This is a genomic window from Flavobacterium sp. HNIBRBA15423, from assembly GCF_052655965.1.
In genome coordinates, this window is the sequence record NZ_CP199751.1 from 2,851,437 (window position 1) to 2,877,226 (window position 25,790).

Consider the following 25,790-nt stretch of genomic DNA (forward strand, 5'->3'; position numbering starts at 1 on the left):
GTTATTTACTACTTCACAAATTCAACTGCTTTCTCCAAAGCTTCTTTAATTCCAGTAACATTTTTTCCTCCTGCAGTTGCAAAGAACGGTTGTCCTCCTCCTCCACCTTGAATGTATTTTCCTAATTCACGAACCACTTGCCCAGCATTTAAGCCTTTACTTGCTACTAATTCTTTAGAAATATAACAGGTTAACATTGGTTTATCTTCCGTTACAGTAGCTAAAACTAAGAATAAATTAGTTTCATTATTTCCTAATTCGTAAGCCAAATCTTTTGCTCCGTTGGCATCTAGATCTACTTGGGTTGCTAAGAATTTCACCCCATTTATTTCTTGAATTTGTGTAGCTAACTCTCCTTTTAATCCTTTTGCTTTATCTTTTAATAATTGTTCTACTTGTTTTTTCAACTTTGTATTTTCATCTTGTAATGATCCAACAGCTTTTAAAACATCTTGTGGATTTTTTAAAGTTTCCTTGATTTCAGCTAACATGTTTTCTTGACTTGCAAAGAAATCTTTCACTGCATCACCAGTTATTGCTTCAATACGACGAATTCCAGCAGCTACTGCTCCTTCTGAAATTATTTTAAAATACCAAATATCAGCAGTATTAGGAACATGAATTCCTCCACATAATTCCATAGAATCGCCAAATTTTATGGCACGAACATTATCTCCATATTTTTCGCCAAACAAAGCCATTGCTCCTTCCTCTAAAGCTTGTTGGATAGGAATACTTCTTCTTTCAATCAATGGCAATTGATCTTGTATTCTTTGGTTTACAAAATCTTCAACTTGTTTCAATTCTTCGTCTGTCACTTTCGAGAAATGTGAAAAGTCAAAGCGTAGGTAATTTGGGTTAACCAAAGATCCTTTTTGCTCTACATGTGTTCCTAAAATAGTTCGTAATGCCAAATGCATTAAATGCGTAGCAGAGTGATTTTTAGAGGAAGCTATTCTTAAATCCGTATTCACTTTGGCAATAAAACTAGCTTCTACATTCTCTGGCAACTGCTTTGTAATATGTAATATTAAATTATTTTCTTTCTTAGTATCAATGATTTCAATCATCTCGTTTGCCGAAACTAAAGTTCCTTTATCTCCTACTTGTCCTCCTCCTTCTGGATAAAAGGGTGTATTATCTAAAACAATTTGGTACAAAATACCATCTTTCTTAGAATCTACTTTACGAATACGCGTAATTTTAACTTCATTCTCTATTTGATCATAACCCACAAATGTTTCTACATTTCCAGGAATCAATACCGACCAATCTTCAGTTGACACTTCAGATGCAGCTCTTGAACGTGCTTTTTGCTTTTGTAATTCAGCTTCAAATTCTTTTTCGTCAAACGAATAGCCTTTTTCTTTTAAAATTAAAGCCGTTAAGTCTTTTGGAAAACCAAACGTATCATATAACTCAAATGCTTTGGCTCCAGAAACTTCAGAACCTTTTATTTCAGCAATGACAGTATCTAATAATTGTAAACCTTGTTCTAAAGTTCTTAAGAATGAAGCTTCTTCTTCTCTAATAACATTGGTAACTAAATTTTGTTGCTTTTTAATTTCTGGAAAAAATTCTCCCATTTGGTTAGCCAAAACTTCAACTAATTGGTAAATGAAAGCTTCTTTGGTATCCAAAAAAGTAAAACCATAACGAATGGCACGACGTAAAATTCTTCGAATAACATAACCTGCTCCTGTGTTAGAAGGCAATTGTCCGTCTGCTATAGCAAAAGCCACTGCTCTCACATGATCCACTATTACACGGATAGCAATATTGGTTTTATTTTGCTCTTCTGATATATTTTTAACTTCGTTTGAAGTGTATTTTAATCCTGTAATTTGTTCTACTTTTTCAATAAGTGGTGTAAAAACATCGGTGTCATAATTAGATGTTACTCCTTGCATAGCCATACACAAACGCTCAAATCCCATTCCAGTATCTACATGTTGTGCTGGTAATTTTTCAAGAGAACCATCTGCTTTACGGTTAAATTCCATAAATACATTGTTCCAAATTTCCACCACTTGAGGATGATCTGCATTTACTAAATCACGTCCTGAAACGGCTACTCTTTCTTCTTCTGTACGCAAATCGATATGAATTTCAGAACAAGGTCCACACGGTCCTTGATCACCCATTTCCCAAAAGTTATCTTTTTTATTCCCTAAAATAATTCGATCTTCTGGTACGAATTGTTTCCAAATATCAAATGCTTCTTGATCAAAAGGTACATTTTCAGCTTCGTTTCCTTCAAAAACAGAAACATACAAACGGTCTTTATCTAATTTTAAGACTTCAGTTAAAAATTCCCAAGCCCAAGGCAATGCTTCTTTTTTGAAATAATCCCCAAAAGACCAGTTACCTAGCATTTCAAACATAGTGTGATGATAGGTATCAAACCCTACATCTTCTAAGTCATTATGTTTTCCTGAAACGCGAAGACATTTTTGCGTATCGGCTATACGATTACTTTTAGGCGTTCCGTTTCCTAAAAAATATTCTTTGAATTGGGCCATACCAGAGTTATTAAACATCAAGGTAGGATCGTCTTTTAACACAATAGGTGCTGAAGGAACAATAAGATGTCCTTTGCTTTCAAAGAATTGTAAATACGCTTTGCGAATGTCTTGTGATTTCATTAAAAATATTTTAATTGTTTTTAGGCACAAATTCTATTTTAGCCTTTATCATTAAAAATCAAATAGATGTATATTAATTTAAACTCATTTATACAAAAAATAAAAAAGTTTCGTTATAAAAAATCGATTAGAATGAAACATTTTTTAATTTTGTTCGTATAACTAATGTGTACACCTATTAATTTGGTGCAAAAATAGTAATTTTAAAACATGTCTAAAGTAAAATATTATTACGATTCTGAAAATTTAGCATATAAAAGGATAAAACCGCAACGTCGTAAAAAATTTGCTTATGCATTTCTATTCTTATTGGCTTCTGCATTATTTGGTTTTTTATGTCTTATCTTATTAATAAACACACCTTATTTTGAAACGCCAAAAGACAAATTACTAACAAATGAACTCGAATCTATGAAGCTAAATTACAAACTTCTTAATAAGAAAATGGATTTGATGAATGAGGTTTTAGGAGCTATAGAAGACCGTGACAACAATATTTATAGAATTTATTTCAACACATCTCCTATTAAAGAGGAAGAGCGAAAAGCAGGTTTTGGAGGTGTAAATCGATATAAAACGCTTGAAGGTTATGACAATTCTGAATTAGTAATAAATACTACCAAAAGAGTAGATCAATTGACCAAAGAATTAGTCATTCAATCCAAATCTTTAGATGAGATAATTGTTTTGGCTAAACAAAAAGAAAAATTATTAGCAGCAATTCCTGCTATTCAGCCTGTTAAAAATGAAGATTTAAAACGTATGGCTTCTGGATTTGGATATCGAAGTGATCCCTTTACGAAAATTAGAAAGTTTCACTATGGGATGGATTTTACTTCACCAACTGGAACTCCTATTTATGCTACTGGAGATGGAGTAATTTTAAAAGCTGACAACTCACTCTCAGGATATGGAAATCATATTGAGATAAATCACGGTTATGGATATGTAACTTTATATGCTCATTTAAGCAAATACAACTGTCATCCTGGGCAAAAAGTAAAACGAGGAGACATAATTGGTTATGTAGGAAGTACTGGACGTAGTGAAGCTCCTCACTTGCATTATGAAGTAATTAAAAATGGTGAAAAAGTAAATCCGATTAATTTTTACTACGGAAGTATTTCAGCTGAAGAATATATTGCTATTTCAAATTTAGCAACACAAGAAAATCAGTCTTTAGATTAATTTGAAGTAGTAAGGTTTTTATAAAAATTTGAAATTAAAAAATTATGCACATCGATTTACCAAAAGACAAATTATATTACAGCATTGGTGAGTTAGCTAAAGCTTTCGATGTGAATGCATCATTAATCCGTTTTTGGGAAAAAGAATTTGACATTTTAAAACCTAAAAAGAACGCAAAAGGCAATCGAAAATTTACTCCCGAAGATGTAAAAAATTTAGAACTCATTTTTCATTTAGTAAAAGAAAGAGGTTTTACGTTAGAAGGAGCCAAAACACATTTAAAAGAGAATCAAAAGAAAACATTAGACAAGTTTGATATCATTAGAAAACTAGAAAATGTTAAAACACAATTATTAAATATTAAAAATCAACTTTAAAACAAAAATTATGAAAAAATTCTTACCGTGGATAATTATTGGAGGGTTACTATTAATTGGAATATTTTGGTATATCGGTATTAGAAATGGAGCCGTTACAGTAAATGAAAATGTAAAAAAATCATGGGGTAATGTAGAAACTTCATACCAAAGAAGAAATGATTTGATTGGCAACCTAGTAAAAACTGTAAAAGGAGCTGCCGATTTTGAAAAATCTACATTAGAAGCAGTGGTTAACGCTAGAGCAAAAGCTACAGCAACTACGATTGACCCAACTAATATTACTCCTGAACAATTAAAAGCTTTTAATGATGCGCAAGGAGGATTAAGTTCAGCATTATCTCGTTTATTAGTTACAGTTGAAAGATACCCTGATTTAAAAGCCAACCAAAATTTCTTGAAATTACAAGACGAATTAGCAAGCACGGAAAACCAAATTTTAACAGCTAGAACCCGCTTTAATGAATCTGTTGAAACGTATAATAATTATGTATTAAAAATGCCTAGAAGTATTTTCTTATCAGATTACAAAGAAAAAGCTTATTTTGATGCTGTTACAGGAGCTGATAAACCAGTTGAAGTAGAATTTGATTTTGGAAAATAATAAGAACATGTCTAAAACAGAAGATTTCTTAACCGCAAGTGAAGAACAAGAAATTGTTCAAGCAATAGTTGCAGCAGAAAAAGACACTTCGGGCGAAATAAGAGTTCACATAGAAAATCATTCCGAAAAACCTCCGCTTGAAAGAGCTCAGGAGGTTTTTTTATCTCTAGAGATGCAAAACACTAAAGATAGAAATGGTGTTTTATTTTATGTTGGAGTAGCTGACAAGCATTTTGCAATTCTTGGAGACGAAGGCATCAATAAGGTTGTAGGAGATGACTTTTGGAATTCAACAAAGGATATTGTTATTGAAAATTTCAAAAACAACAAAAATAAAGAAGGATTAGTAAAAGGAATTATGGAAGCTGGCAACCGACTAAAAGAATTTTTCCCTTATCAATCTGATGATACTAATGAATTACCTAATGAAATTTCAAAAGGATAATGATACAATTTATATTTAAAACAATGAAATATCTTTTAGCAATTGCTCTATTTCTTATACATGTTATAGGTTTTGCCCAATTTGATATTCCAGAAAAACCTTCCTTTCAAACCTCAATATATGATTATGCTGATGTTTTAAATGAAAATGAAGAAAATCAATTAGAAAATAAACTCGTAAAATTTTCAGATTCAACCTCAACCCAAATTGTAATTGTTACAATTAATGATTTAAAAGGAGAAAGTATTGGTATTTTAACTCCTAAATGGGCTCAAGAATGGGGAATTGGTCAAGAAAAAGAAGATAATGGAGTTATTATTTTATTATCTAAAAATGATAGAGAAATTTGGATTTCACCTGGTTATGGATTGGAAGACAAATTAACCGCTGGTATTACAGGAGAACTAGTACGCAATGTAATTCTTCCAGAATTTAAAGCTGGTAGTTACTATAACGGCCTTGATAAAGGAACGACAGCTATTTTTGAAATTATTAAAGGAACTTATAAAGGAAGTCGAAAAAGCAAGAATAACGGAAATGGATTTCCAATAATAATCTTTTTCATCATTTTTATCATCATTCTCATTTTTATTTCAAAAGGTAAAAACAATGGTCGTAATGGTGGTTCAGGTCGATTTTCTGGATCCGATTTAATGGATGTCATTATTCTTAGTAGTCTAGGAAGAGGAAGCGGTGGTGGAAGTTTTGGTGGTGGTTCTTCTGGTGGATTTGGAGGCGGTGGCTTCGGTGGAGGATTTGGTGGTGGTGGTTTCTCTGGAGGAGGAGCTGGTGGAAGTTGGTAACGAAAAATTAAAAACATATTATTTAAACACCTTTTATGAAGGTGTTTTTTTTTATTAAAAATACAAATAAATTTGTAGTAAATTATTTATAAATAACGATATTTGTAGGATTTAAAATAAATTTACGCCCTAAATTCTCTAGACATGAAAAAAATGTTATTAGTCAACATTCTATCTCTATCACTTTTTCTCTTTTCCTCTTCATTATATTCGCAAGAGTTTATTAATGGAAATTTTAACAGTAATTGCATTGGTAATGGCTTTACTGCTCCTTCTTGTGTTTCAGGCTGGTATGCTAGCCACGGTAATCCATATATACAAGGAGATATTAATAAAAATACATGGGCTACTCTTATTGCAAATAAGAATGGTATAGAAGGAATTTTTACTAATTATGAGTTTACTGCAGGAAAGAGTTATCATATTTCATTTAAAATGAAAGTAGCAACCACTATTAATTCTATAGATAAAATTGTTACTACTGCAAATTTAAGAGCTACAAATGAATTAAAATCTAATTTTCACACTGAAAAATATTCCCCAAATAAAAGTGAGCTTATTTGGACAAAAGGTATTACAAAAAATAGTCAAGACTGGGAAAACATTTCTATTTCTTACACACCAAAAGATAATAATTCACAATTATGGTTTTCTATTTCTATGAGTTCCAACTTGAATATAAATGAATCCCAATATTCTCTGTTTGAAATTGATGATATCAGTATTACAACAACTGGGCAAAAAAGGAGTTTTGCAAATCAAAAAAAAGGAAGTAATAAGGAAGCAATAAATACTAATCAATTAGAATATATTTTTCCTGAAACAGTTAATAAAGATGATCTTGTTAATGTAAGAATCAACTCGGGTGAAGTGATTGAAATACAGATTATTGATTTAGCTGGTAGTGCTTTTAAAGCTGATTTTAAGGTTTTAAATAAAAATTACATCAATTTAAAACTAAAAAAAGATATTTATGAAGGTAACTACATTGTAAAAGTTATTAAAAAAGACAACACTACAATTACAAAAAAATTGACAATTAAGTAATAAAAAAGCCCTCAGAATTGTGTTTAACATTTGTGAGGACTTTTTTAATTTATTTAATGTATAATTATCCTATTTTTATCTTTCTTTTTACCAAATTTCTCTAGCTTATAAGTCAAAGAAAACATTACGTACTGTTGTAATACCGTGTTTTCTGCATCAGTAATAGCAGTTGGAGAAATGGTTCTTGTTGCATTCACATTTTGGTTTAACAAATCATATACTTTTACTTTAGCTAGTAATTGTTCTTTAAAGAAGTTATATCCTAAGCTTACATTCCATAAATAAAAGTCTTTTTGAAAACCATTAGCGATATTCGAATTATATGTATATCCAAAATCATTTCCTAAGACAATATTTTTAGGCCAATATGTTGTAGCTTCAATTTTAAAAGTATGTATAAAAGTATTGGTTTTATCAATCACATAATTCTCAAAAGAAGTTACATTATAAGTATATCTATAAGTAGGAGCAATTGTAACTAAATCATCAATTGACCAAGATAAATTAACTCTAGGATTCAATTGAATTCCTTTAGCTTGATACAACTCAGCATTAGTTAAACCTTGATTGAAATCAAAATTCATCCCAAAACCAAATCCGTATTTGAAAGTTCGTTTTTCTTTTTTTAGAGATTTATTTAAACTAAAACCAGCATAAAAATTATAAGTTTGATCAATATTTTGATAAGTTGTAGTCGCTTTAAAATCGGAATCATAAACGGTAGAACTCACAATTTGATTCTTTCTTAAATTTCCTCCAAAATAAGTGTATAAACCGGAACGACTAGCATAATCATAATTGTTATAATTCAGATATAAATTATGTGATTCTATTGGTTTTAAAAAGGCATTACCTGTAATTGTATTCAAAGGATTTGCTAAATTCTCAAAAGGCAATAGTTGTTCTGCAGATGGTAAAGAAGCACTATAACTATAACGACTGTAGATTGATTTTGATTTTGCCAACTTATAGCTTAAAAAAGCAGTTACGTTAGGATAAATATATTTGTTTTTTAAAGTTATTGTATTCCCTAAATAATTAGATTGATTATCATAATTTAGAAAATCTGTTCCAAAATCTAAATTAAATCGATACTTCTTTTTAGTAATATTTATGCCAACAGCACTATTAAAGGTATTATTTCTCGAATTAATTTCATTGGATAACAGATCATTAAAATTAGAATAATTGTCTGTAAAAGAATCAAAATCAAAAGTATTCTTAGTATTTCTTAATTTCTGAGTTTTAAAAGACGTTTCAAAAGTTAACTTCAATGAATCAGTTATAGGTTCAGAATAGCCTATTTCAAATTGAATCATATTATTTACATTATCATCAAATCGATTCTGATTTCGACTATCATTTGGATTTCCTGATTGATAAAAAACAGTATTAGTAATAGTGTTTAAATTGGACTCATCTTTACTATTTTCATTATCCATAGTAAAACTTATTCCTCTTCCTTTTCGCTTTAATTTCTTATAGAGATATAAATTATTTTTAAAATTAAACCTTTCATCTTGTTGAAAATTATTGGTTGTATTTTCATTCAATAAAATATTAGAATTATCAAAAGAAGCAGAATTACTATTGAAACGGTCTATTGATTTGGTTTTAGATAAGCTTGGAGAAACATATAAAGTTGTAGTTGAATCTATTTTTATTTCAAAATCAAAATTAATAGAGTTTCCAGTAGATTCCGTTTTAGAATTAGATTCCGAATTTGTACTTGTATTTCCGTTAGGAAGCAAATTAATTCTATTTATTCTATTTCTATTTTCTGAAATCGCATTGGAAAAATAATAACTTCCGTTTGGATCTATTTTTTTATTAAACCATTCATCGGAAAAATTAATCCCAATCATATTTGATTTTGTAATTCCTGAATTTCCACCAAAACGCATTCCATTAATTCCAAAACTTCCATTACTATTCATATATACAGATTGATTTCGACCACCACCCATATTGTCAAAAATTTCATCCATAGAAAAACCAACGGAATTAATATTATTAGACGAACCCAAAACACTTATTTTTTGAGTATCTTTAAAATAATTAAATAGTAAACTCGATTCGTATCTATCATCTGTACCATATCCTACTGTTGCTTTACCAAACAATCCTTTGTTTTTATCTTCTTGAATGGTTAAATTAATTGTACTCGTATTTTCAGATGCTGCTTGACCAGATAATTCTTCTTTTTTAGTCTTCGTATCTGTTACTTGAACTTTATCTATCATTTCAGCAGGAAGATTTTGTGTAACAATTTTACCATCTTTACCAAAGAAAGGTTTTCCGTTAACCAAAATATTATTTACTTCTTTACCATTTACCGTAATCTTTCCATCCGTATCAATCTCAACACCAGGCAATTGTTTTAAAAGTGCTTCCACGTTTGCATCTGGGCTAACTTTAAAAGATGATGCGTTAAACTCCAAAGTATCGGTCTTAACTGTAATAGGAGGAATTTCAGATTTAACAATTACTTCATTTAAAGATGAAACATTTTCATTTAAAGAAATAATACCTAAATCAGAATCTTTTACAATTGAAGTAAATTTCTTTTTATAATCTAAATAGCCGTTGTAAGAAACTCTAAGATTAACAGGATATTCTAATCCTTTTATTTTAAAATTAAAATTTCCATTTTTATCTGAAATAGTGTAATCTACAACAGTAGAATCACTTACTTTTGAAAAATAAATTGTAGCTGATTCTAATGGTAATTTTGAATTTCCATCAATTAATTTACCAGAAATTGAAAATATATTTTGACTAAAGCTAATAGTAGAAAAACAAAGAAAAACGAGTAAAAAGTAAATTTTGTTCATATAAAAAAAATCGCGATTAATAACTAACCGCGAAATAAAGTCTTTTCTTACAGTCTAAAAAAGAATTAAACTTTTTTAACTTAATTTTATATATACACTGATTTTCCCAACTTAATATTCTCAAAATGAGAACCTCCAATAGTTACCTCTTGACTATCTATTAATTTCACAATAACATCTCCTATTTCTGAAGTTGAAGATGGATTTTCTTTATTTAAGTCTATAGTTCCCATATTTTCATTTAGCATAATTTCTACAGCCTTATTAATCAATCTTGCTTCATCATGTAAAGAAAAGTGTTCTAAAAGCATAGCTGCACTTAAAATGGAAGCAATAGGGTTAGCTATATTTTTACCTGCTGCTTGCGGATAAGAACCATGAATAGGTTCAAACAAAGCGGTTCCATCACCTACTGAAGCTGATGCTAATAAACCTATTGAACCTCCTATTACACTTCCTTCATCGGAAATAATATCTCCAAACATATTTTCAGTTAAAATTACATCAAACTGACTTGGATTTAATATCATCTGCATAGCTGCGTTGTCTACAAATAGGAAATCTAATGTTACATCTGTATATTGCTTAGCTAACTCGGTTACTACTCTTCTCCATAACCTTGAAGATTCCAAGACATTTGCTTTATCTACTAATGTTACTTTTTTCCTTCTTTGTTGTGCAGTCTTAAAGGCTAAATGGGCAACTCGTTCAATTTCAAATTGGGAATATTCACATAAATCGGAAGCTACTGTTCCATCTTCACTTAGTTTTTTTTCACCAAAATAAATTCCTCCAGTCAATTCTCTATAGATAACCATATCTGTTCCATGAATGATTTCTTTTTTTAATGGAGATTTATCTAATAATGCATCATAAGCAGTAATTGGACGAATATTAGCAAATAAACCTAATTCTTTACGCAACTTTAACAATCCTTGTTCTGGTCTTACTTTAGCATCAGGATTATTGTCATATTTTGGATCACCAATGGCTCCAAATAAAACTGCATCACTTTCTTTGCATAAAATTAGGGTTTCGTTTGGCAATGGATTTTCCGTTTTATCAATTGCAATAGCACCTACCAATGCATGTGTAAATTGAAAATCATGTCCGAATGCGTCTGCAATTGCTTGTAAAACCTTAACCGATTCTTTTGTTACCTCTGGACCAATTCCGTCTCCAGATAAAACTGCTATTTTCATCTTCATCTTTTCTATATTTAAATAACTATGGATTCTTTTTTATTTCTATTGATTTCGAAAGCTTCTATTTTATCTTTATTACTCACTAAAAAGTCGATATCATCATATCCATTTATCATACATAACTTTTTATAGGCATCAATTTCAAAATCTTCTTTTAAATTTAATCCGTCCACTTCTATCGTTTGAGTCTCTAAATCAACTATTAATTGTGTTTCAGGATTCTTAGTTATAATGGTTAAAACTTCTTTTAAAAATTTTGGAGAAACTTGGATAGGTAACAATCCATTATTAAGTGCATTCCCTTTAAAAATATCGGCAAAATAACTCGATACAATAACTTTGAAACCATAATCTGTTAATGCCCAAGCTGCGTGCTCTCTACTACTTCCACATCCAAAATTATCACCAGCTACTAATACCTTTCCTGAATATTTTGGATTATTTAATACAAATGAAGCTATTGTTTGGTTATCCTCATCATAACGCCAATCTCTAAATAAATTGTTTCCAAAACCAATCTTATTTGTAACTTTTAAAAAACGGGCTGGAATGATTTGATCGGTATCTATATTTTCCATTGGTAATGGAACTGCTTTTGACTGTAATGTGATGAACTTTTCCATTATTAATTTAAATGTTTTGTTATATCTATAATTTTACCTTCGACAGCTATTGCAGCAGCTACTAATGGGCTTGATAAAAGTGTGCGTGAACCTTGCCCTTGCCTTCCTTCAAAATTTCTATTTGAAGTAGATACACAATATTCTCCAGCTGGAATTTTATCATCATTCATCGCTAAACAAGCGGAACAACCTGGCTGACGAATTTCAAAACCTGCTTCTTCAAAAATACTTGTTAATCCTTCTTCTGCAATTTGTTTAGCAACTTGTTGAGAACCAGGTACAATTAAAGCATTTACATTAGATGCTTTCTGTTTCCCTTGTATATATTGCGCTGCTATTCTAAAATCTTCAATTCGAGAATTAGTACAACTTCCTATAAATACATAATTTATGGGTTTATTTATTAAGGATTCTCCTTTTTGAAAACCCATATAATCCAATGCTTTTTGAAAAGAATCATCTTCTAAAACAGGAATATTTTCACTGATTTTTATTCCCATTCCTGGATTTGTTCCATAAGTAATCATTGGAGCAATATCTTCTGCATTAAAAGAATACTCTTTATCAAAAGTTGCTCCTTCATCTGTTGGCAAAGTTTTCCAATAGGCAATTCGCTCTTCTAAGTCATTTCCTTTGGGAGCAAACTCTTTTCCTTTTATGTATTCAAAAGTAACTTCATCTGGTGCGATCATTCCTCCTCTTGCTCCCATTTCGATACTCATATTGCAAACGGTCATTCTTCCTTCCATAGACATTTCTTGGAATACATTTCCTGCATATTCACAAAAATATCCTGTTCCAGAATTTGTACCAATTTGCGAAATGATATATAAAATAACATCTTTGGGAGTTACTCCTTTAGCTAATTTTCCATTGACAGAAACTCGTAAACTTTTTGGTTTATTCAACAACAAACATTGGCTAGCAAAAACTTGCGCTACTTGACTCGTTCCAATACCAAAAGCGATGGTTCCAAAAGCACCATGAGTGGAAGTATGACTATCTCCACAAACCATAGTCATTCCAGGTAATGTAATTCCTAATTCTGGTGCAATAACATGGACAATTCCTTGATATTTGTGTCCTAAATCATATAATGTAATATTATTTTTTTCACAGTTTTTAGTTAATTGTTCCAATTGATTTTTAGACAACAAATCTTTTATAGGAAGATGCTGATCTTTTGTTGGCACATTGTGATCAGCAGTAGCTACAATTTGATTTGGGCGAAAAACTGGGATATTTCGCTCTTCTAATTCAGCAAAAGCCTGTGGACTTGTTACTTCATGAATTAAATGTTTATCTATATACAATATCTGTGGTCCATTTTGTACTTCGCTTACCACATGACTATCCCAAACTTTATCAAAAAGGGTTTTCTTTTCCATTTTTATTTATGCTACTATTCCTATATTATTATTTTCAATAATTCTATGGACATCATCATCAATGACTTCTTTTTTTCTATCAGCTACTTTTAAAAATTCTTGGTATACTATATCCAATTGCAATTTTGTTAATTCGTAACCTATTTTTTTTGCTCTGTAGGCCAAAGCGGCTCTACCACTTCTTGCAGTAAGAATAATAGATGATTCAGAAACACCTACATCTTCTGGGTTAATAATTTCATAGGTTTCCCGATTTTTAATTACTCCATCTTGATGTATTCCTGAACTATGTGCAAAAGCATTAGCTCCTACAATAGCTTTATTAGGTTGTACTAACATTCCCATGCTCTCAGAAACTAAATGACTCATTTCATTTAATAATCTAGCATTCACATTTGTATCTAACCCTAAAGTTGGATGTTGTCTTAAAATCATCACTACTTCTTCAAGTGAAGTATTTCCAGCTCTTTCCCCTATTCCATTAATAGTACATTCAATTTGTCTTGCTCCATTAATTACTCCTGCTATAGAATTGGCTGTAGCCAAACCTAAATCATTATGGCAATGACAAGATAAAATAGCTTTGTCTATACCAATTACATTTTCTGTAAGATATTTTATTTTAGCACCATACTCTTCTGGTAAGCAATAACCAGTAGTGTCTGGAATATTTAAAACGGTCGCACCAGCTTTTATAACTTCGGTACATACTTGAGCTAAAAAAGCATTATCTGTTCTCCCTGCATCTTCAGCATAAAACTCCACATCCTCAACAAACGTTTTGGCATAAGCTACAGCTTTAACTGCACGCTCAATGATTTCCTCTTTAGAAGCGTTAAATTTATATTTTATATGAGAATCAGATGTGCCTATTCCTGTATGAATTCTTGGTTTTTTTGCATATTTAAGGGCTTGTGCTGCTATTTCTATATCTTTTTCAACTGCTCTTGTGAGTCCACAAACAGTTGCATTTTTTACTATTTTTGCAATAGCTTCAACTGCTTCAAAATCTCCTGGGCTAGAAATTGGAAATCCAGCTTCTATAACATCCACTCCTAGTTCGTCTAAACGTTTTGCAATAATTAATTTTTGCTCTTTGTTTAATTTACAACCAGGTACTTGTTCTCCATCTCTTAATGTGGTGTCGAATATTTGTACTTTCCCTTTATCCATAAAAGAATTATTAAACTTAATTTTAATTTATGCGTACAAATTTATACTTTGCTTAGCGTAAGGAGAGTTTTTTAAAAATTGTTTTACAGTATTAAAACAATTTTTAAAACACATAACAGATTGATTTACATTAAATTAATATTCATTTATTTACAATGGCAAACTTATCAAAAGACAATTTATTTATCTTAATTAAATCGCTTTCTAGGTCAGAAAAGCGTCAGTTTAAATTATATGCCAACAGACTTGATGTAAATGTGAATGCAAAATTCCTTTTATTATTCAATTTATTGGATAAAATGAATGATTACAATGAAGAAGCTATTTTAGAAAGCAAAATAGTAACCAAATTACAGCTCTCTAATTTAAAAGCACATTTATACAAGCAAATTTTAGTGAGTTTACGTATGAATCCTGTGAATCAAAACAATCGAATTTTAATACGTGAACAACTTGATTTTGCAACTATTTTATATCATAAAGGGCTTTATAAGCAAAGTTTAAAAATATTGGAAAAAGCTAAAATTATGGCTCTTGAAAATGAAGAAAAAAATATTGCTTATGAAATTGTAGAACTTGAAAAAGTAATTGAATCTCAATACATAACTCGAAGTATTGTAGGTAGAGCTGATGAATTAACTTCGCAAGCAAAAAAACTTAGTAAAGAAAATGTCATTGCCAGTAAACTTTCTAATTTATCCTTACAACTATACAGCATTATGCTAAAAAGTGGCTACGCAAAGAGTGACGCAGAAATGCAAGAAATAACTAAGTATTTTAATAAAGAACTGCCTAATTATACTATTTCTGATTTAGGTTTTAGGGAAAAATTATGGTTATACAAAGCTCATTTATGGTACAGTTTTTTAATTCAGGATTTTCTGTCTTGTTATAAATATTCAAAAAAATGGGTAGATTTATTTTATAGCAATACAAAAATGATTTTTTTAAATCCTGTTTGGTATATAAAAGGAGTTAATTATCTTTTAGAGTGCTTGTATCTAATAAAACATAAGACTTTATTTAAGGAAACATTAGAAAAATTAGAAAAAACAATTGCCTTAGATGCCTTTCCTAAAAATGACAATGTTACTATTCTTACCTTTTTATGTATTTATAATAGTAAATTAAATCTTCATTTTTTAGAAGGTAGTTTTGATAAAGGAATTTATCTTATTGACGAGTTATTAAAAAAATTAAAGATAAATGAAGATAAAATAGACGAACATCACGTAATGGTATTTTATTATAAAATAGCTTGTTTGTATTTTGGTGTTGGGAATAATATAAAATGTATTTCCTATTTACAGAAAATTATAGACAATAGAAATTTAACTATGAGAGAAGATCTAATGTGTTTTGCAAGAGTATTAAGCCTTGTTGCACATTATGAAGCTAGTTTAGATTACAAATTAGAATTACAATTAAAAAGTACCTACAAATTCTTAATCAAGATGAACGATCTTCATGAAGTACAACGTGAAATGATTAAGTTTTTGAGAAATTTAGGTACTATTTATCCACATCAGTTAAAAAGTGAATTTAAAAAACTACATGCTCGTTTGAAGGAATATGAAGATCATCCTTATGAAAGAAGAGCCTTTTTATACTTAGATATCATCTCTTGGTTAGAGAGTAAAATTGATAATAAACCTATCATGGAAATTATTAAAGAAAAAGCAACCAACTCAATAAGATAGTTTAAAACACTAGAATAGAAGCAATTAAATTAATTAAATAAAAAAAGGGTAAAAATCCCCTTTTAATTAAGGTTTATCGATAAAACGTTTTGATTACAGAAGTTACAATCTTTGCAAAGTGATCACAACAACACATTTTATTTATAAACAAATAATTAATTTAATCAAAATGAAAAATTTATTTACAATTATAATATTCTTTATTTGGAGTATTACTAATGCACAATGCATAACGAATGGAGAATTAAACAGTACATGTACTGGCAATGGATACAATTCCCCATTTTGTGTTCAAGGTTGGCAAGCTAGTCACGGAAGTCCAAGTGTAACAGGAACAGTTGGTACAAATACAGCTGTTTGGATGTGGTCTCATTCAAACACTGGTGAAGGAATATTTACCAATTATGCCTTTGTAGCGGGCAGAACTTATCAAATTTCTTTCAGAGTTAGGACAAGTACTAGTATTACTAATCCCACTACTGCAACACTAAATTCGACAGCAAATATAAGAGCCGTTAGTGGTCTAACTACGACATCTGGAACGGCAATTCCTACAGCTTTAGCTAGTGGAGAACTTATATGGCAAAGAACCATAGGATCAAACATTGGTAATTGGTCAACAATATCTATTAGTTATACTCCATCACAAAATAATACCCAACTTTGTCTATATCCTTTAATGACTGTAAATTCTGCACTACACAGAAGTGCACAAGTGCAAATGGAAGTTGATGATATAACAATTACTCCTCCAGTAACTTCCGTATTTCACTTTGAAGATGCAGCTGGAAATATGAAAACTGATTTTTGTGAAGGTGAAAACATTTTTCTTGATGGAACAGCATCTTTTGGTGAAAACCAATATTATCTTGATGTTTGGAGAAGACCTATTGGTTCAACTGGAGCTTTTCAATGGCAAACCCAATTAGGAGGAAATGGATGGACATCTGGACAATTAGATGTATTAAATTTATCATTATTATTTAATGGTCAAGGGTATAATTTCATTTCTGGATATGAATATGAAATAAAAGTAGCTACATCTTCAAGCCCATGTGTGGGATGGATTCCTACTACACATATATTTAGGGTTTTAAAATCAACTGCTTCACCCGCTTTTACCTTCAATTCTTTTTGTGCGTCAGACGGAACTATTACAGTTACTGTTACTGCAAGTGATACGTCTGCTGGATTAAATCATTGGTGGGGATTAATTGAAACCTCAGTTGCTGGCTCAACGACGGATGCAAATAGCTTAGGATTAATTGGTTCAATACAAAATGGAACTACAACTACTTTTACTGGCTTATCTAAAGATAAAAACTACTATATAAAACATGGTGTTTATAACAGTTGTGTACAATGGACAGAGTTAAGAATAGCTTTACCACAAAATGTATATTGGTCAGGATATACAACTAACTTTTCAATCAATGCTTCTAATATTGGGAATAATGTACAAGTTACAGCTATTGCTGCTTCAAACCCAGTTTTTGTTAGTCATCATTGGTCTATTTCTTATGCTCCTAATGGTAGTACTTCTGGAAATAATCCTGTTGGAGTAAATCCATCTGTAACTCCAAATGGAATGTCTGCTACATTTAATACAGGATTAGTTATAAATACTTGGTACTATATCAAACACGGAATTTGGAATGATTGTGCTCCATGGGGAGAAACTAGAAAAGCCTTTAAAATCATCATTCAAGGGTTATTAGCAAATGGTCAACCAGAATATGCTATTGAAACCAAGGATATTAAAAATGTAGAAGTAATCATGGATAAATCAGATAATGTTTTAGAAAAAAACACAATCCTTGAACAATTATCTCCAAATCCAATTACAAAAGGAAGTTATTGCACTTTTACCACAGACTCAAAAAATGTGAGTGAAGTTTTAATAATTGATTTATTAGGAAAAACAAATACTACACTATTTACAATTAAAGACGATAATTCAATTAGTTTTCCTATAAATGAAAGATTACCAAAAGGAATTTATGTTGTAAAAGTGATTAAAAAAGATAACTCTATCACTTCAAAAAAGTTACTAATTCAATAACTATAATACTGCATAAATTAATTATTAAAAGCTGTCTAAATTAGACAGCTTTCTTTTTGTGCTATTTTAAATACTTTTTCCCTTTTTAAAAAAGGGTGTTTTTCCCCTTAAAAATGAGGAGATTTCTTAATGTTTTATTTTCCAATAGTTTGAATATTTGCATATCAATAAAAACAAAAAAAATCTAATTACAATAAACATGAAAACAATATTATTTTTTACAGCATTATTTCTTACTTCAATTATTAGTAATTCACAAACGTTAACTAATGGAAGCTTAAGCGGAAATTGTACTGGAAATGGTTTTAGCGCTCCAAGTTGTATAAAAGGTTGGGCTGCAAGTCATGGAACTCCAATGGTTTTAGGAAACTTAAACAATAACACTTGGGCTTGGTTAAGTATTGCAAAAGAAAATAGTGAAGGTATTTATACCAACTATAATTTTACTGTTGGAAAAAAATATGAAATTTCTTTTAAAGTAAAAGCATATACAAGCATAAATTCTCAGGAATCTAAAACACAAGTTCCAACAGCAAATGTTAGAGCAACTAGTGGTTTATCAAATTCTACTTCACAAAGAAAGCCTAAGGTTGATGAAGCAAGCCAATTAATTTGGTCTAAGGAAGTTAGCAAACCAACCTCTTTTTGGCAAATTGTAAAAATAACATATATTCCTACTGAAGACAATTCACAACTTTGGTTTTATCCTTCTGTTCAAAATCAATCCAAATTGAGTGAAAATTCAAGCTTACAAATGGAAGTTGATGATATTGAAATTAAACCAATTACTGAAAATGTAGTAGCTAACATACAAGACACAAACACATCAGAAGAATCTACAAACGCAACTTACATTATTTCAAATCCTATCTATAGAGGTTATATTTCTAAAATTTTCGCAAAAGAAATTGATTTAAAAGAAATGACATTAATCGATTTGTTTGGTAATACAAAAAAAATAGAGTTTACTATTGCAGATAAAGAAACGATAAATTTTATTGTTGATGAATCTACAATTGAAGGAATTTACACTTTAAAAATGTTGAGAAACAATGGCAAAGTGACAACTAAAAAAATAATTGTACAATAATAATGAATGAGGTTATTGTGCATTTTAAAAGAGCTTTCAAATTGAAAGCTCTTTTTTTGTATTATTATTTCTGTCTAAAATAAATATCAATGGGTACACCTGAAAAATTATAATTTTCACGTAATTTGTTTTCAATAAAACGCTTATAAGGATCTTTTACATATTGAGGCAAGTTAGCAAAAAACACAAATTGAGGTGTTGGTGTAGGCAATTGCATACAATATTTAATTTTCACATATTTTCCTTTTAAAGCTGGAGGTGGCATTGCTTCAATAATAGGCAACATAACGTCATTGAATTTTGAAGTTGCAATACGTTGTTTTCTATTTTCATAAACTTCAACAGCTACTTCTAACGCTTTTAGTAATCTTTGTTTCGTTAAAGCAGAAACAAATAAAATAGGTACATCTGTAAATGGTTGTAATTCTTCACGAATTTTTCGCTCATAATCTCTAGTTGACATGGTATCTTTCTCAACTAAATCCCATTTATTGACTAATATTACAACTCCTTTTCTATTTTTTTCGGCTAACCAAAATATGTTTTGATCTTGTCCTTCAAAGCCTCTTGTTGCATCAATCATTAAAATACAAACATCACTATGTTCAATTGCTCTTACAGAACGCATAACTGAATAGAATTCTAAATCTTCTTTTACTTTAGCTTTTCTTCTGATTCCAGCGGTATCTACTAATTTAAATTCGAATCCGAAACGATTATAAGTTGTATCGATAGAATCTCTAGTTGTTCCTGCAATATCAGTTACTACAAAACGATCTTCTCCAATAAGCGCATTAATAAACGATGATTTTCCTGCATTTGGTCTACCTACAACAGTAAACTTTGGCAGAGGATTTTCTTCTTCCTCCACTTCAGGTAATTCTGGTAAAACTCTTACTAATTCATCTAATAATTCACCCGTTCCACTTCCATTCATTCCAGCAATGGTAAAATATTCTCCTAATCCTAAAGAATAAAATTCAACAGCATCTTTCTCACGAGCACCATTATCTACTTTATTTACTGCTAGCAATATTGGTTTTGTTACTTTACGAAGTAACTTAGCAACTTCAGCATCCATTGGAGTTACACCTTCTTCCACATCCACTAAAAAAATAATAGCATCTGCTTCGTCAATAGCTAATTCTACTTGACGTCTTATTTCTCCTTCGAAAACATCATCCGAACCTTTAATATATCCACCTGTATCTATTACAGAAAAGGCTTTTCCATTCCATTCACTTTTGCCATAATTTCTATCTCTGGTAACACCGCTAACAGAATCAACAATAGCATCTCTACGTTGTATTAAACGATTGAAAAATGTCGATTTTCCCACATTTGGTCTACCTACTATGGCTACAATATTATTCATTATTTATTTTTTTGAAAGTGCAAAGATAATCATTTAGAATTTAGAAAAATAGATTTGCTTTTCTATTTAATCAATTCAATAACAAGTGTGTAATGTTAATTTGATATTCTTTTATTAATATTTTTTCGTAGATTAGTATCATAAATCCCAATTTATGGAGAAAAACATTACCCTACGACTTCGATTCTATACAGTTGCTACAAAATCATTTGATACTGTTTTAAAAGAATTTGAAGAATTAAAATCTGAAATAGAGCCTGATTACAAAGTGAAAATTTTAGATAATCACATTTGGATAAGTTTGGGTGTACTCCAAAGAGAAAAATATTCTCCACATCTACATCTACAATTAGAACCTATGGAAGATGGAAATACAGCAGTAAATGGCTTATATGGTCCAGATCCTGTTTTGTGGACATTTTTTATTTTTCTTCATTTTCTTATTGCCGTAATTTTCTTAGTTGCTTCAGTATCTGCTTATACTAAAGTAAGATTACACCAAAACTACACCATTGAAATTATTATTATTGCCTTAATGTTGTTCTCCTGGTTTTTACTTTATTATATGGCTAGAAGAAACAGAAAAAAAGGAATGCCACAAATGAATCAATTACAAACTATTATGGAAAGAGTTATTCACTAATTATTTTTGGTTGTAACCAAATCTCCTTAACTGATTAGCATTACTTCTCCAATCTTTATTAACCTTAACATAAGTTTCTAAAAATATTTTTTTGCCAAAAAACTTTTCCAAATCTTCTCTTGCTTGAGTTCCTACTCTTTTCAAAGCAGCTCCTTTATGCCCTATAATGATTCCTTTTTGAGTTTCACGTTCTACCATTATAACGGCTCTAATGCGAATAATAGTTTCATCTTCTTTAAACTCTTCTGTATCAATTTCTACTGCATAAGGGATTTCTTTGTCGTAGTTTAATAAGATTTTCTCTCTAATAGTTTCGTTAACAAAGAAACGTTCTGGTTTGTCCGTTAAAGTGTCTTTAGGATAAAAAGGTGGTGATACAGGCAACAATTCTATAACTCTATCAAAAACGCCTTGAACATTAAAATTTTCTAAAGCCGAAATAGCAAAAATTTCTGCATTAGGCACTTTTTCAGCCCACATTGCCACTTGTTCTTCTAATTGCTCTTGATTCGATTTATCAATTTTATTTAATAATAATAAAACTGGTATTTTAGAATGTACAATTTTATTAAAAAAAGCTTCATCTTTTAACTCCTTCTCTCCTATTTCGACCATATAAATCAAAACATCCGCATCTTCAAAAGCATTTTTCACAAAACTCATCATAGAGTTTTGCAATTCATAAGCAGGTTTTATAATTCCAGGAGTATCTGATAATATCATTTGAAAATCATCACCATTGACAATTCCTAATATTCTATGACGAGTAGTTTGTGCTTTACTTGTTATGATTGACAAGCGCTCACCTACTAAAGCATTCATTAATGTAGATTTACCTACGTTTGGATTACCAATAATATTTACAAAACCAGCTTTGTGTTCCATTACAATTTATTTATTTTGCAAAGGTAGTCATATCAGGTGAATAGAAGAAATAAAACATTATTTTTAAAAAAGGTTTGTTTATTCCAATAAACATTGTAATTTTGCACTCACAAATCGCGGGATAGAGCAGTAGGCAGCTCGTCGGGCTCATAACCCGAAGGTCACAGGTTCGAGTCCTGTTCCCGCTACTAAGAATTTTTATTGAAATTACAAACGCACATCGCGGGATAGAGCAATTGGTAGCTTGTCGGATTCATATCCACCTAGGCGGACACAGGTTCAAATCGCAATGTTAACTAGTAAGAATTTTATTGAAATTATAAACGCACATCGCGGGATAGAGCAGTAGGCAGCTCGTCGGGCTCATAACCCGAAGGTCACAGGTTCGAGTCCTGTTCCCGCTACTAAGTAACCCTTTCAGAAATGAGAGGGTTTTTGGTTTTAACAATATGGAAGAATTTGTTGTTTATATTCTTTTTTCTGAAAAACATAATAAAAATTATGTGGGATACACTTCTAATTTGATAGAACGTTTTAAATCCCATAATCTTTTAGCAACAAAAGGTTATACAATTAAATTTAGGCCTTGGAAAGTGGTACATGTTGAATTTTATACCACAAAAAAGGATGCCTTACAAAGAGAAAAATAATATAAATAAAGAGGCTCATATTCGCCTAAGCGCACTAAGCTCAAATACCGTCTTCGCTACGATAAAAAACCCTTAATCAGCAAGCGATTGAGGGTTTTTTATACTAAAATCGTATGCGTTTTTTAATGCAAACGCATACGAAAACGCATACAATTTTCTAATTAATACCCTTGAAAATCAGATTATAAAACACCAATAATTAACACTTTTTAGCATTATAATTCTATAAAAATGCACCCTCAGTTTCTATGTATGTATTTATAAGTATAAAGATTATAAAAACCTGTAAGTCTAAATACGTTCTGAAAACTTAAAAAAATGCGTATAAATACGTATTGTGGGTTTAAAAACGATTGTTTAAATTTAAAAAAATACAAACTAACATTTATCAAACCTATCTATCCTATATTAGTAGATTAGTGGTAACAATGTCAGATATATTTACAAGTTAGCAATAAAATTAATTCACTCTTTTTCAATAGACTAAAAAAAAATTAAAAATATTTTGCCCTTTTTTATTAACTGTAAGTAATATTTATATATATTTGCATCATAGTTCTTTGAAATATGTTTTGAAAATTAATTACTAAATGGAGAGTTTTAACTTTTGTTTATTCATTTAAACAACCCTTTATTGGGGTTTCAGACACAATTCGCTCTCTAACTGCTGAAAACTGTCGATGTCGCCTGGAAAAGCCAAATCGCCAAATCGATGATAGCATTGAAATCAAATTCAATTAATTCAAAGAGGTTTTAAATCAGATTAGAAAAGATGAAATGAATTGTATCAATGAAAGTTTCTATTTTAAAAGAAGCAGGGATTTTAAAGCGGTGCATAGAGAACATTGTCTACGCATTTAGTAATTGATTATTGTTAAATAAGCAGGTAGCAATTAAGCTATTACTAAAACTTATTATATCATGTCGAGAAAAAAAAGACTTCAAAACATCGATGGTTTACAAAATGTACTTGTAACTATCGCAACGGACCAGTGTTCTCTATCGGAGAATGATGTTAATCTATTAAATGATGCAATAGCAAAATTAAATAGATTGAGAATTAAGAAAGGGTTGACAGACAAACATTATAAATCTGAAATTTCAGATATTGTTTACCTAATTATTAAATTTTTAATCTAATGGCTATTAAGTTCTTAAAGAAGTATTACATTATTCAATTATCAACCGACACCCTTTAAATTTTTCCATTTTAATTATTATGAATCTAGGTACAGTTATAAAAGATATCAGAAAGCAAAAAGGCCAAACTCAAACAGAGTTTGCCTCATCTTGTGGTATAACTCAAACATATTTATCTCAAATTGAAAATAATAGTAAAGAACCAAATTTATCAACTTTAAAAGTGATAAGTTTGAATCTTGATATTCCATTGCCTATTCTTTTTTTTATGTCACTTAATGAAGAAGACATTTCTCCTGAAAAAAGAAAAGCATTTGAGATTATAAATCCATCTGTTAAATCATTAATAAATGAGTTCTTTAAAGTCTAGAAATAAATTGTTTCTACCTTCAATAATTGGGGAAACAAAAAATGAACTTGATAAAATTATTCAAGAAATAGACACTCATTACAATGAATGGGTTGAACAAAAAATTGACAAAAAAACTGGGCAATTTAAAACCTATTTAGATGGAACTATTAAGGAAAGAATTATTCGCCCATCAAAAACAAAATTAAAGTTAATCCAATCAAAAATTAAAGATAGAATTCTTTCAGATATAGAATTACCAAGTAATGTACACGGTGGAGTAAAAAAGAAAAGTAACATTACAAACGCAAAACCACATCAAGGAAAAAAATATATATTTACTACTGATTTGAAAGATTTTTATCCTTCAATAAAATCAAAAAAAATTCATAATACATTCATTGAATTAGGTTTTAATAAACAGTTTGCTTTTTATATTACAAAATTGACAACCTGGAAAGGCGAATTACCTCAAGGTACGCCAACTAGTACACATATTTCAAATATTATTTTTTTAGAAACAGATTATAAATTAATAAAAATCTGTGAAGAAAATGGCATAACTTATACTCGATACATTGACGACTTAACATTTTCATCTCAAAAAGATTTTCAAGATTTAATTCCAATATTTTTAAAAATCGTTCAAGAAAGTGGTTTAAAAATAAGTAGAAGAAAAACTAATTATCAAGGAAATCAAAATGTAACCGGAATAAATATTTTTCTGAATAAAATAGACGCACCAGAAAAAATTATACAAAGAGCAAAAGAAGAAGAAAAATCAGAAAAGAAGATAAAGCCTTATGGAAATTATTTAAATAATATACGAAAAACAAATAACAAAAAAGGCAACCACTAAGCACAGGTTTTATGCTATTGCAAGGATTTGGGTTTCTTTGGAAAGTTTAATGATTATTTTTTTCTTTTTATTCACGCTTTTTCTTTTAAAGTTTTCGGTACATTTGTTAAAGCCAGTCTTGAAAAAACTCAACAGATGTAAAGTCTGGGAACGTTATAAACTGAATATTAACAAGCATACTAAAACGCATACTATTTACATTTTTAAAGCTAAAAAAAGTAAAATTATTACTGAATATCAGTAAATTACAAGTTAAAATCCTATTCCTGCTACTAAAAACCCTTTCAGAAATAAGAGGCTTTTTTTACAAATAACCCAATCAGACAAATCATTATATTTCAATACATTACATTTTATTGAAAAATATTTTCACCATTTCTTGTAACATTTCACATTTCTTTAACGTAAAACTACTATCAAAGAAATTGTAACTATTACCATGAGAACTTTACAAACATTAGTATTCAAAAAACGCATAAAAAGTTTTTGCGATAAACTTCCAGACATTTTGGTAGTTACTAATGTTATGGTATTCCATTTTAATTCCTTTTAATAAAATAGCATTTCTTATTTCAATACATTTTAAAAGTATCAACTGATTAACAATCATGATGATATAGACTCTTACGCTCTCAAATTGAAATTGGAATGACCTAACATTGCTTTTTTTTAACCCTTTTAACTATTTATTAACCCATTTAATTA

At 29.9% G+C, this 25,790-nt stretch carries 22 protein-coding genes and 2 tRNA genes; 16 read left to right on the forward strand and 8 right to left on the reverse strand.

The annotated features are described in order from the left end of the window. Positions 1-8: 8 nt before the first annotated feature. The gene (gene alaS, locus ACULEV_RS12840; protein ID WP_445455449.1) at positions 9-2,645 is read right to left on the reverse strand and encodes an alanine--tRNA ligase; all 2,637 of its coding nucleotides are present in this window, start codon (positions 2,643-2,645) and stop codon (positions 9-11) included. Positions 2,646-2,855: 210 nt separating this feature from the next. Here alaS and ACULEV_RS12845 point away from each other — a divergent pair, with 210 nt between their 5' ends. The 6 genes from ACULEV_RS12845 to ACULEV_RS12870 all read left to right on the forward strand — a co-directional run bounded on the left by ACULEV_RS12845 (position 2,856) and on the right by ACULEV_RS12870 (position 7,109). Next, positions 2,856-3,833 (forward strand): M23 family metallopeptidase, encoded by a 978-nt coding sequence (locus tag ACULEV_RS12845; RefSeq protein ID WP_445455450.1) that lies wholly within the window; start codon positions 2,856-2,858, stop codon positions 3,831-3,833. Positions 3,834-3,877: 44 nt separating this feature from the next. After that, on the forward strand, positions 3,878-4,210 hold the full coding sequence (locus ACULEV_RS12850; protein ID WP_445455451.1) for a MerR family transcriptional regulator: 333 nt from the start codon (positions 3,878-3,880) through the stop codon (positions 4,208-4,210). 10 nt (positions 4,211-4,220) lie between these two features. Then, positions 4,221-4,814 (forward strand): LemA family protein, encoded by a 594-nt coding sequence (locus ACULEV_RS12855; protein WP_445455452.1) that lies wholly within the window; start codon positions 4,221-4,223, stop codon positions 4,812-4,814. A gap of 7 nt (positions 4,815-4,821) precedes the next feature. Further along, entirely contained in the window at positions 4,822-5,259 is a 438-nt protein-coding gene (locus tag ACULEV_RS12860; RefSeq protein WP_445455453.1) for a TPM domain-containing protein, read from the forward strand. Positions 5,260-5,282: 23 nt separating this feature from the next. Next, positions 5,283-6,062 (forward strand): TPM domain-containing protein, encoded by a 780-nt coding sequence (locus tag ACULEV_RS12865; protein ID WP_445455454.1) that lies wholly within the window; start codon positions 5,283-5,285, stop codon positions 6,060-6,062. 144 nt (positions 6,063-6,206) lie between these two features. Beyond that, positions 6,207-7,109, forward strand: coding sequence for a T9SS type A sorting domain-containing protein (locus ACULEV_RS12870; protein ID WP_445455455.1), 903 nt, complete (start codon positions 6,207-6,209; stop codon positions 7,107-7,109). Between the two features lie 53 nt (positions 7,110-7,162). On the opposite strand, the gene ACULEV_RS12875 is transcribed toward ACULEV_RS12870, so the two are convergent. The 5 genes from ACULEV_RS12875 to ACULEV_RS12895 form a co-directional block, all read right to left on the reverse strand. Beyond that, complete coding sequence (locus ACULEV_RS12875) at positions 7,163-9,943, reverse strand: outer membrane beta-barrel protein (protein ID WP_445455456.1); 2,781 nt, start codon at positions 9,941-9,943, stop codon at positions 7,163-7,165. Between the two features lie 86 nt (positions 9,944-10,029). Then, a complete protein-coding gene (gene leuB / locus ACULEV_RS12880; RefSeq protein ID WP_445455457.1) occupies positions 10,030-11,151 on the reverse strand; it encodes a 3-isopropylmalate dehydrogenase in 1,122 nt (373 codons plus the stop codon). Positions 11,152-11,162: 11 nt separating this feature from the next. After that, the gene (gene leuD / locus ACULEV_RS12885; protein ID WP_445455458.1) at positions 11,163-11,771 is read right to left on the reverse strand and encodes a 3-isopropylmalate dehydratase small subunit; all 609 of its coding nucleotides are present in this window, start codon (positions 11,769-11,771) and stop codon (positions 11,163-11,165) included. Positions 11,772-11,773: 2 nt separating this feature from the next. Beyond that, complete coding sequence (gene leuC / locus ACULEV_RS12890; protein WP_445455459.1) at positions 11,774-13,159, reverse strand: 3-isopropylmalate dehydratase large subunit; 1,386 nt, start codon at positions 13,157-13,159, stop codon at positions 11,774-11,776. A gap of 6 nt (positions 13,160-13,165) precedes the next feature. Beyond that, positions 13,166-14,332, reverse strand: coding sequence for a 2-isopropylmalate synthase (locus ACULEV_RS12895; RefSeq protein WP_445455460.1), 1,167 nt, complete (start codon positions 14,330-14,332; stop codon positions 13,166-13,168). Between the two features lie 155 nt (positions 14,333-14,487). On the opposite strand from ACULEV_RS12895, the gene ACULEV_RS12900 reads away from it, so the two are divergent. The 3 genes from ACULEV_RS12900 to ACULEV_RS12910 all read left to right on the forward strand — a co-directional run bounded on the left by ACULEV_RS12900 (position 14,488) and on the right by ACULEV_RS12910 (position 19,184). Further along, entirely contained in the window at positions 14,488-16,032 is a 1,545-nt protein-coding gene (locus ACULEV_RS12900; protein WP_445455461.1) for a hypothetical protein, read from the forward strand. A 169-nt stretch (positions 16,033-16,201) separates the two neighbouring features. Continuing rightward, positions 16,202-18,094, forward strand: coding sequence for a T9SS type A sorting domain-containing protein (locus ACULEV_RS12905; protein ID WP_445455462.1), 1,893 nt, complete (start codon positions 16,202-16,204; stop codon positions 18,092-18,094). 199 nt (positions 18,095-18,293) lie between these two features. Then, positions 18,294-19,184: a hypothetical protein gene (locus ACULEV_RS12910; RefSeq protein ID WP_445455463.1), complete on the forward strand. Its 891-nt coding sequence runs from the start codon at positions 18,294-18,296 to the stop codon at positions 19,182-19,184. A gap of 64 nt (positions 19,185-19,248) precedes the next feature. Here the strand turns inward: ACULEV_RS12910 and der are convergent, their stop codons facing one another. Next, positions 19,249-20,559 (reverse strand): ribosome biogenesis GTPase Der, encoded by a 1,311-nt coding sequence (gene der, locus ACULEV_RS12915; protein WP_140964515.1) that lies wholly within the window; start codon positions 20,557-20,559, stop codon positions 19,249-19,251. 154 nt (positions 20,560-20,713) lie between these two features. On the opposite strand from der, the gene ACULEV_RS12920 reads away from it, so the two are divergent. Beyond that, positions 20,714-21,202 (forward strand): hypothetical protein, encoded by a 489-nt coding sequence (locus tag ACULEV_RS12920; protein ID WP_445455464.1) that lies wholly within the window; start codon positions 20,714-20,716, stop codon positions 21,200-21,202. On the opposite strand, the gene era is transcribed toward ACULEV_RS12920, so the two are convergent. Further along, the gene (gene era / locus ACULEV_RS12925) at positions 21,203-22,087 is read right to left on the reverse strand and encodes a GTPase Era (protein WP_445455465.1); all 885 of its coding nucleotides are present in this window, start codon (positions 22,085-22,087) and stop codon (positions 21,203-21,205) included. A gap of 115 nt (positions 22,088-22,202) precedes the next feature. On the opposite strand from era, the gene ACULEV_RS12930 reads away from it, so the two are divergent. The 6 genes from ACULEV_RS12930 to ACULEV_RS12955 all read left to right on the forward strand — a co-directional run bounded on the left by ACULEV_RS12930 (position 22,203) and on the right by ACULEV_RS12955 (position 25,085). Beyond that, positions 22,203-22,275: transfer RNA gene (locus ACULEV_RS12930), tRNA-Met, on the forward strand. Between the two features lie 143 nt (positions 22,276-22,418). Continuing rightward, positions 22,419-22,491, forward strand: a tRNA-Met gene (locus ACULEV_RS12935). Between the two features lie 45 nt (positions 22,492-22,536). Further along, complete coding sequence (locus ACULEV_RS12940) at positions 22,537-22,737, forward strand: GIY-YIG nuclease family protein (RefSeq protein WP_445455466.1); 201 nt, start codon at positions 22,537-22,539, stop codon at positions 22,735-22,737. A 921-nt stretch (positions 22,738-23,658) separates the two neighbouring features. Next, a complete protein-coding gene (locus ACULEV_RS12945) occupies positions 23,659-23,877 on the forward strand; it encodes a hypothetical protein (RefSeq protein ID WP_445455467.1) in 219 nt (72 codons plus the stop codon). A 79-nt stretch (positions 23,878-23,956) separates the two neighbouring features. Further along, positions 23,957-24,247, forward strand: a complete 291-nt coding sequence (locus ACULEV_RS12950) for a helix-turn-helix domain-containing protein (RefSeq protein ID WP_445455468.1) — start codon at positions 23,957-23,959, stop codon at positions 24,245-24,247. Then, positions 24,228-25,085 carry a reverse transcriptase family protein gene (locus ACULEV_RS12955; RefSeq protein ID WP_445455469.1) on the forward strand — a complete coding sequence of 286 codons (858 nt, stop codon included), beginning with the start codon at positions 24,228-24,230 and terminating at the stop codon, positions 25,083-25,085. Before ACULEV_RS12950 ends, ACULEV_RS12955 begins: the two co-directional genes overlap by 20 nt. The last annotated feature ends 705 nt before the right edge of the window (positions 25,086-25,790 follow it).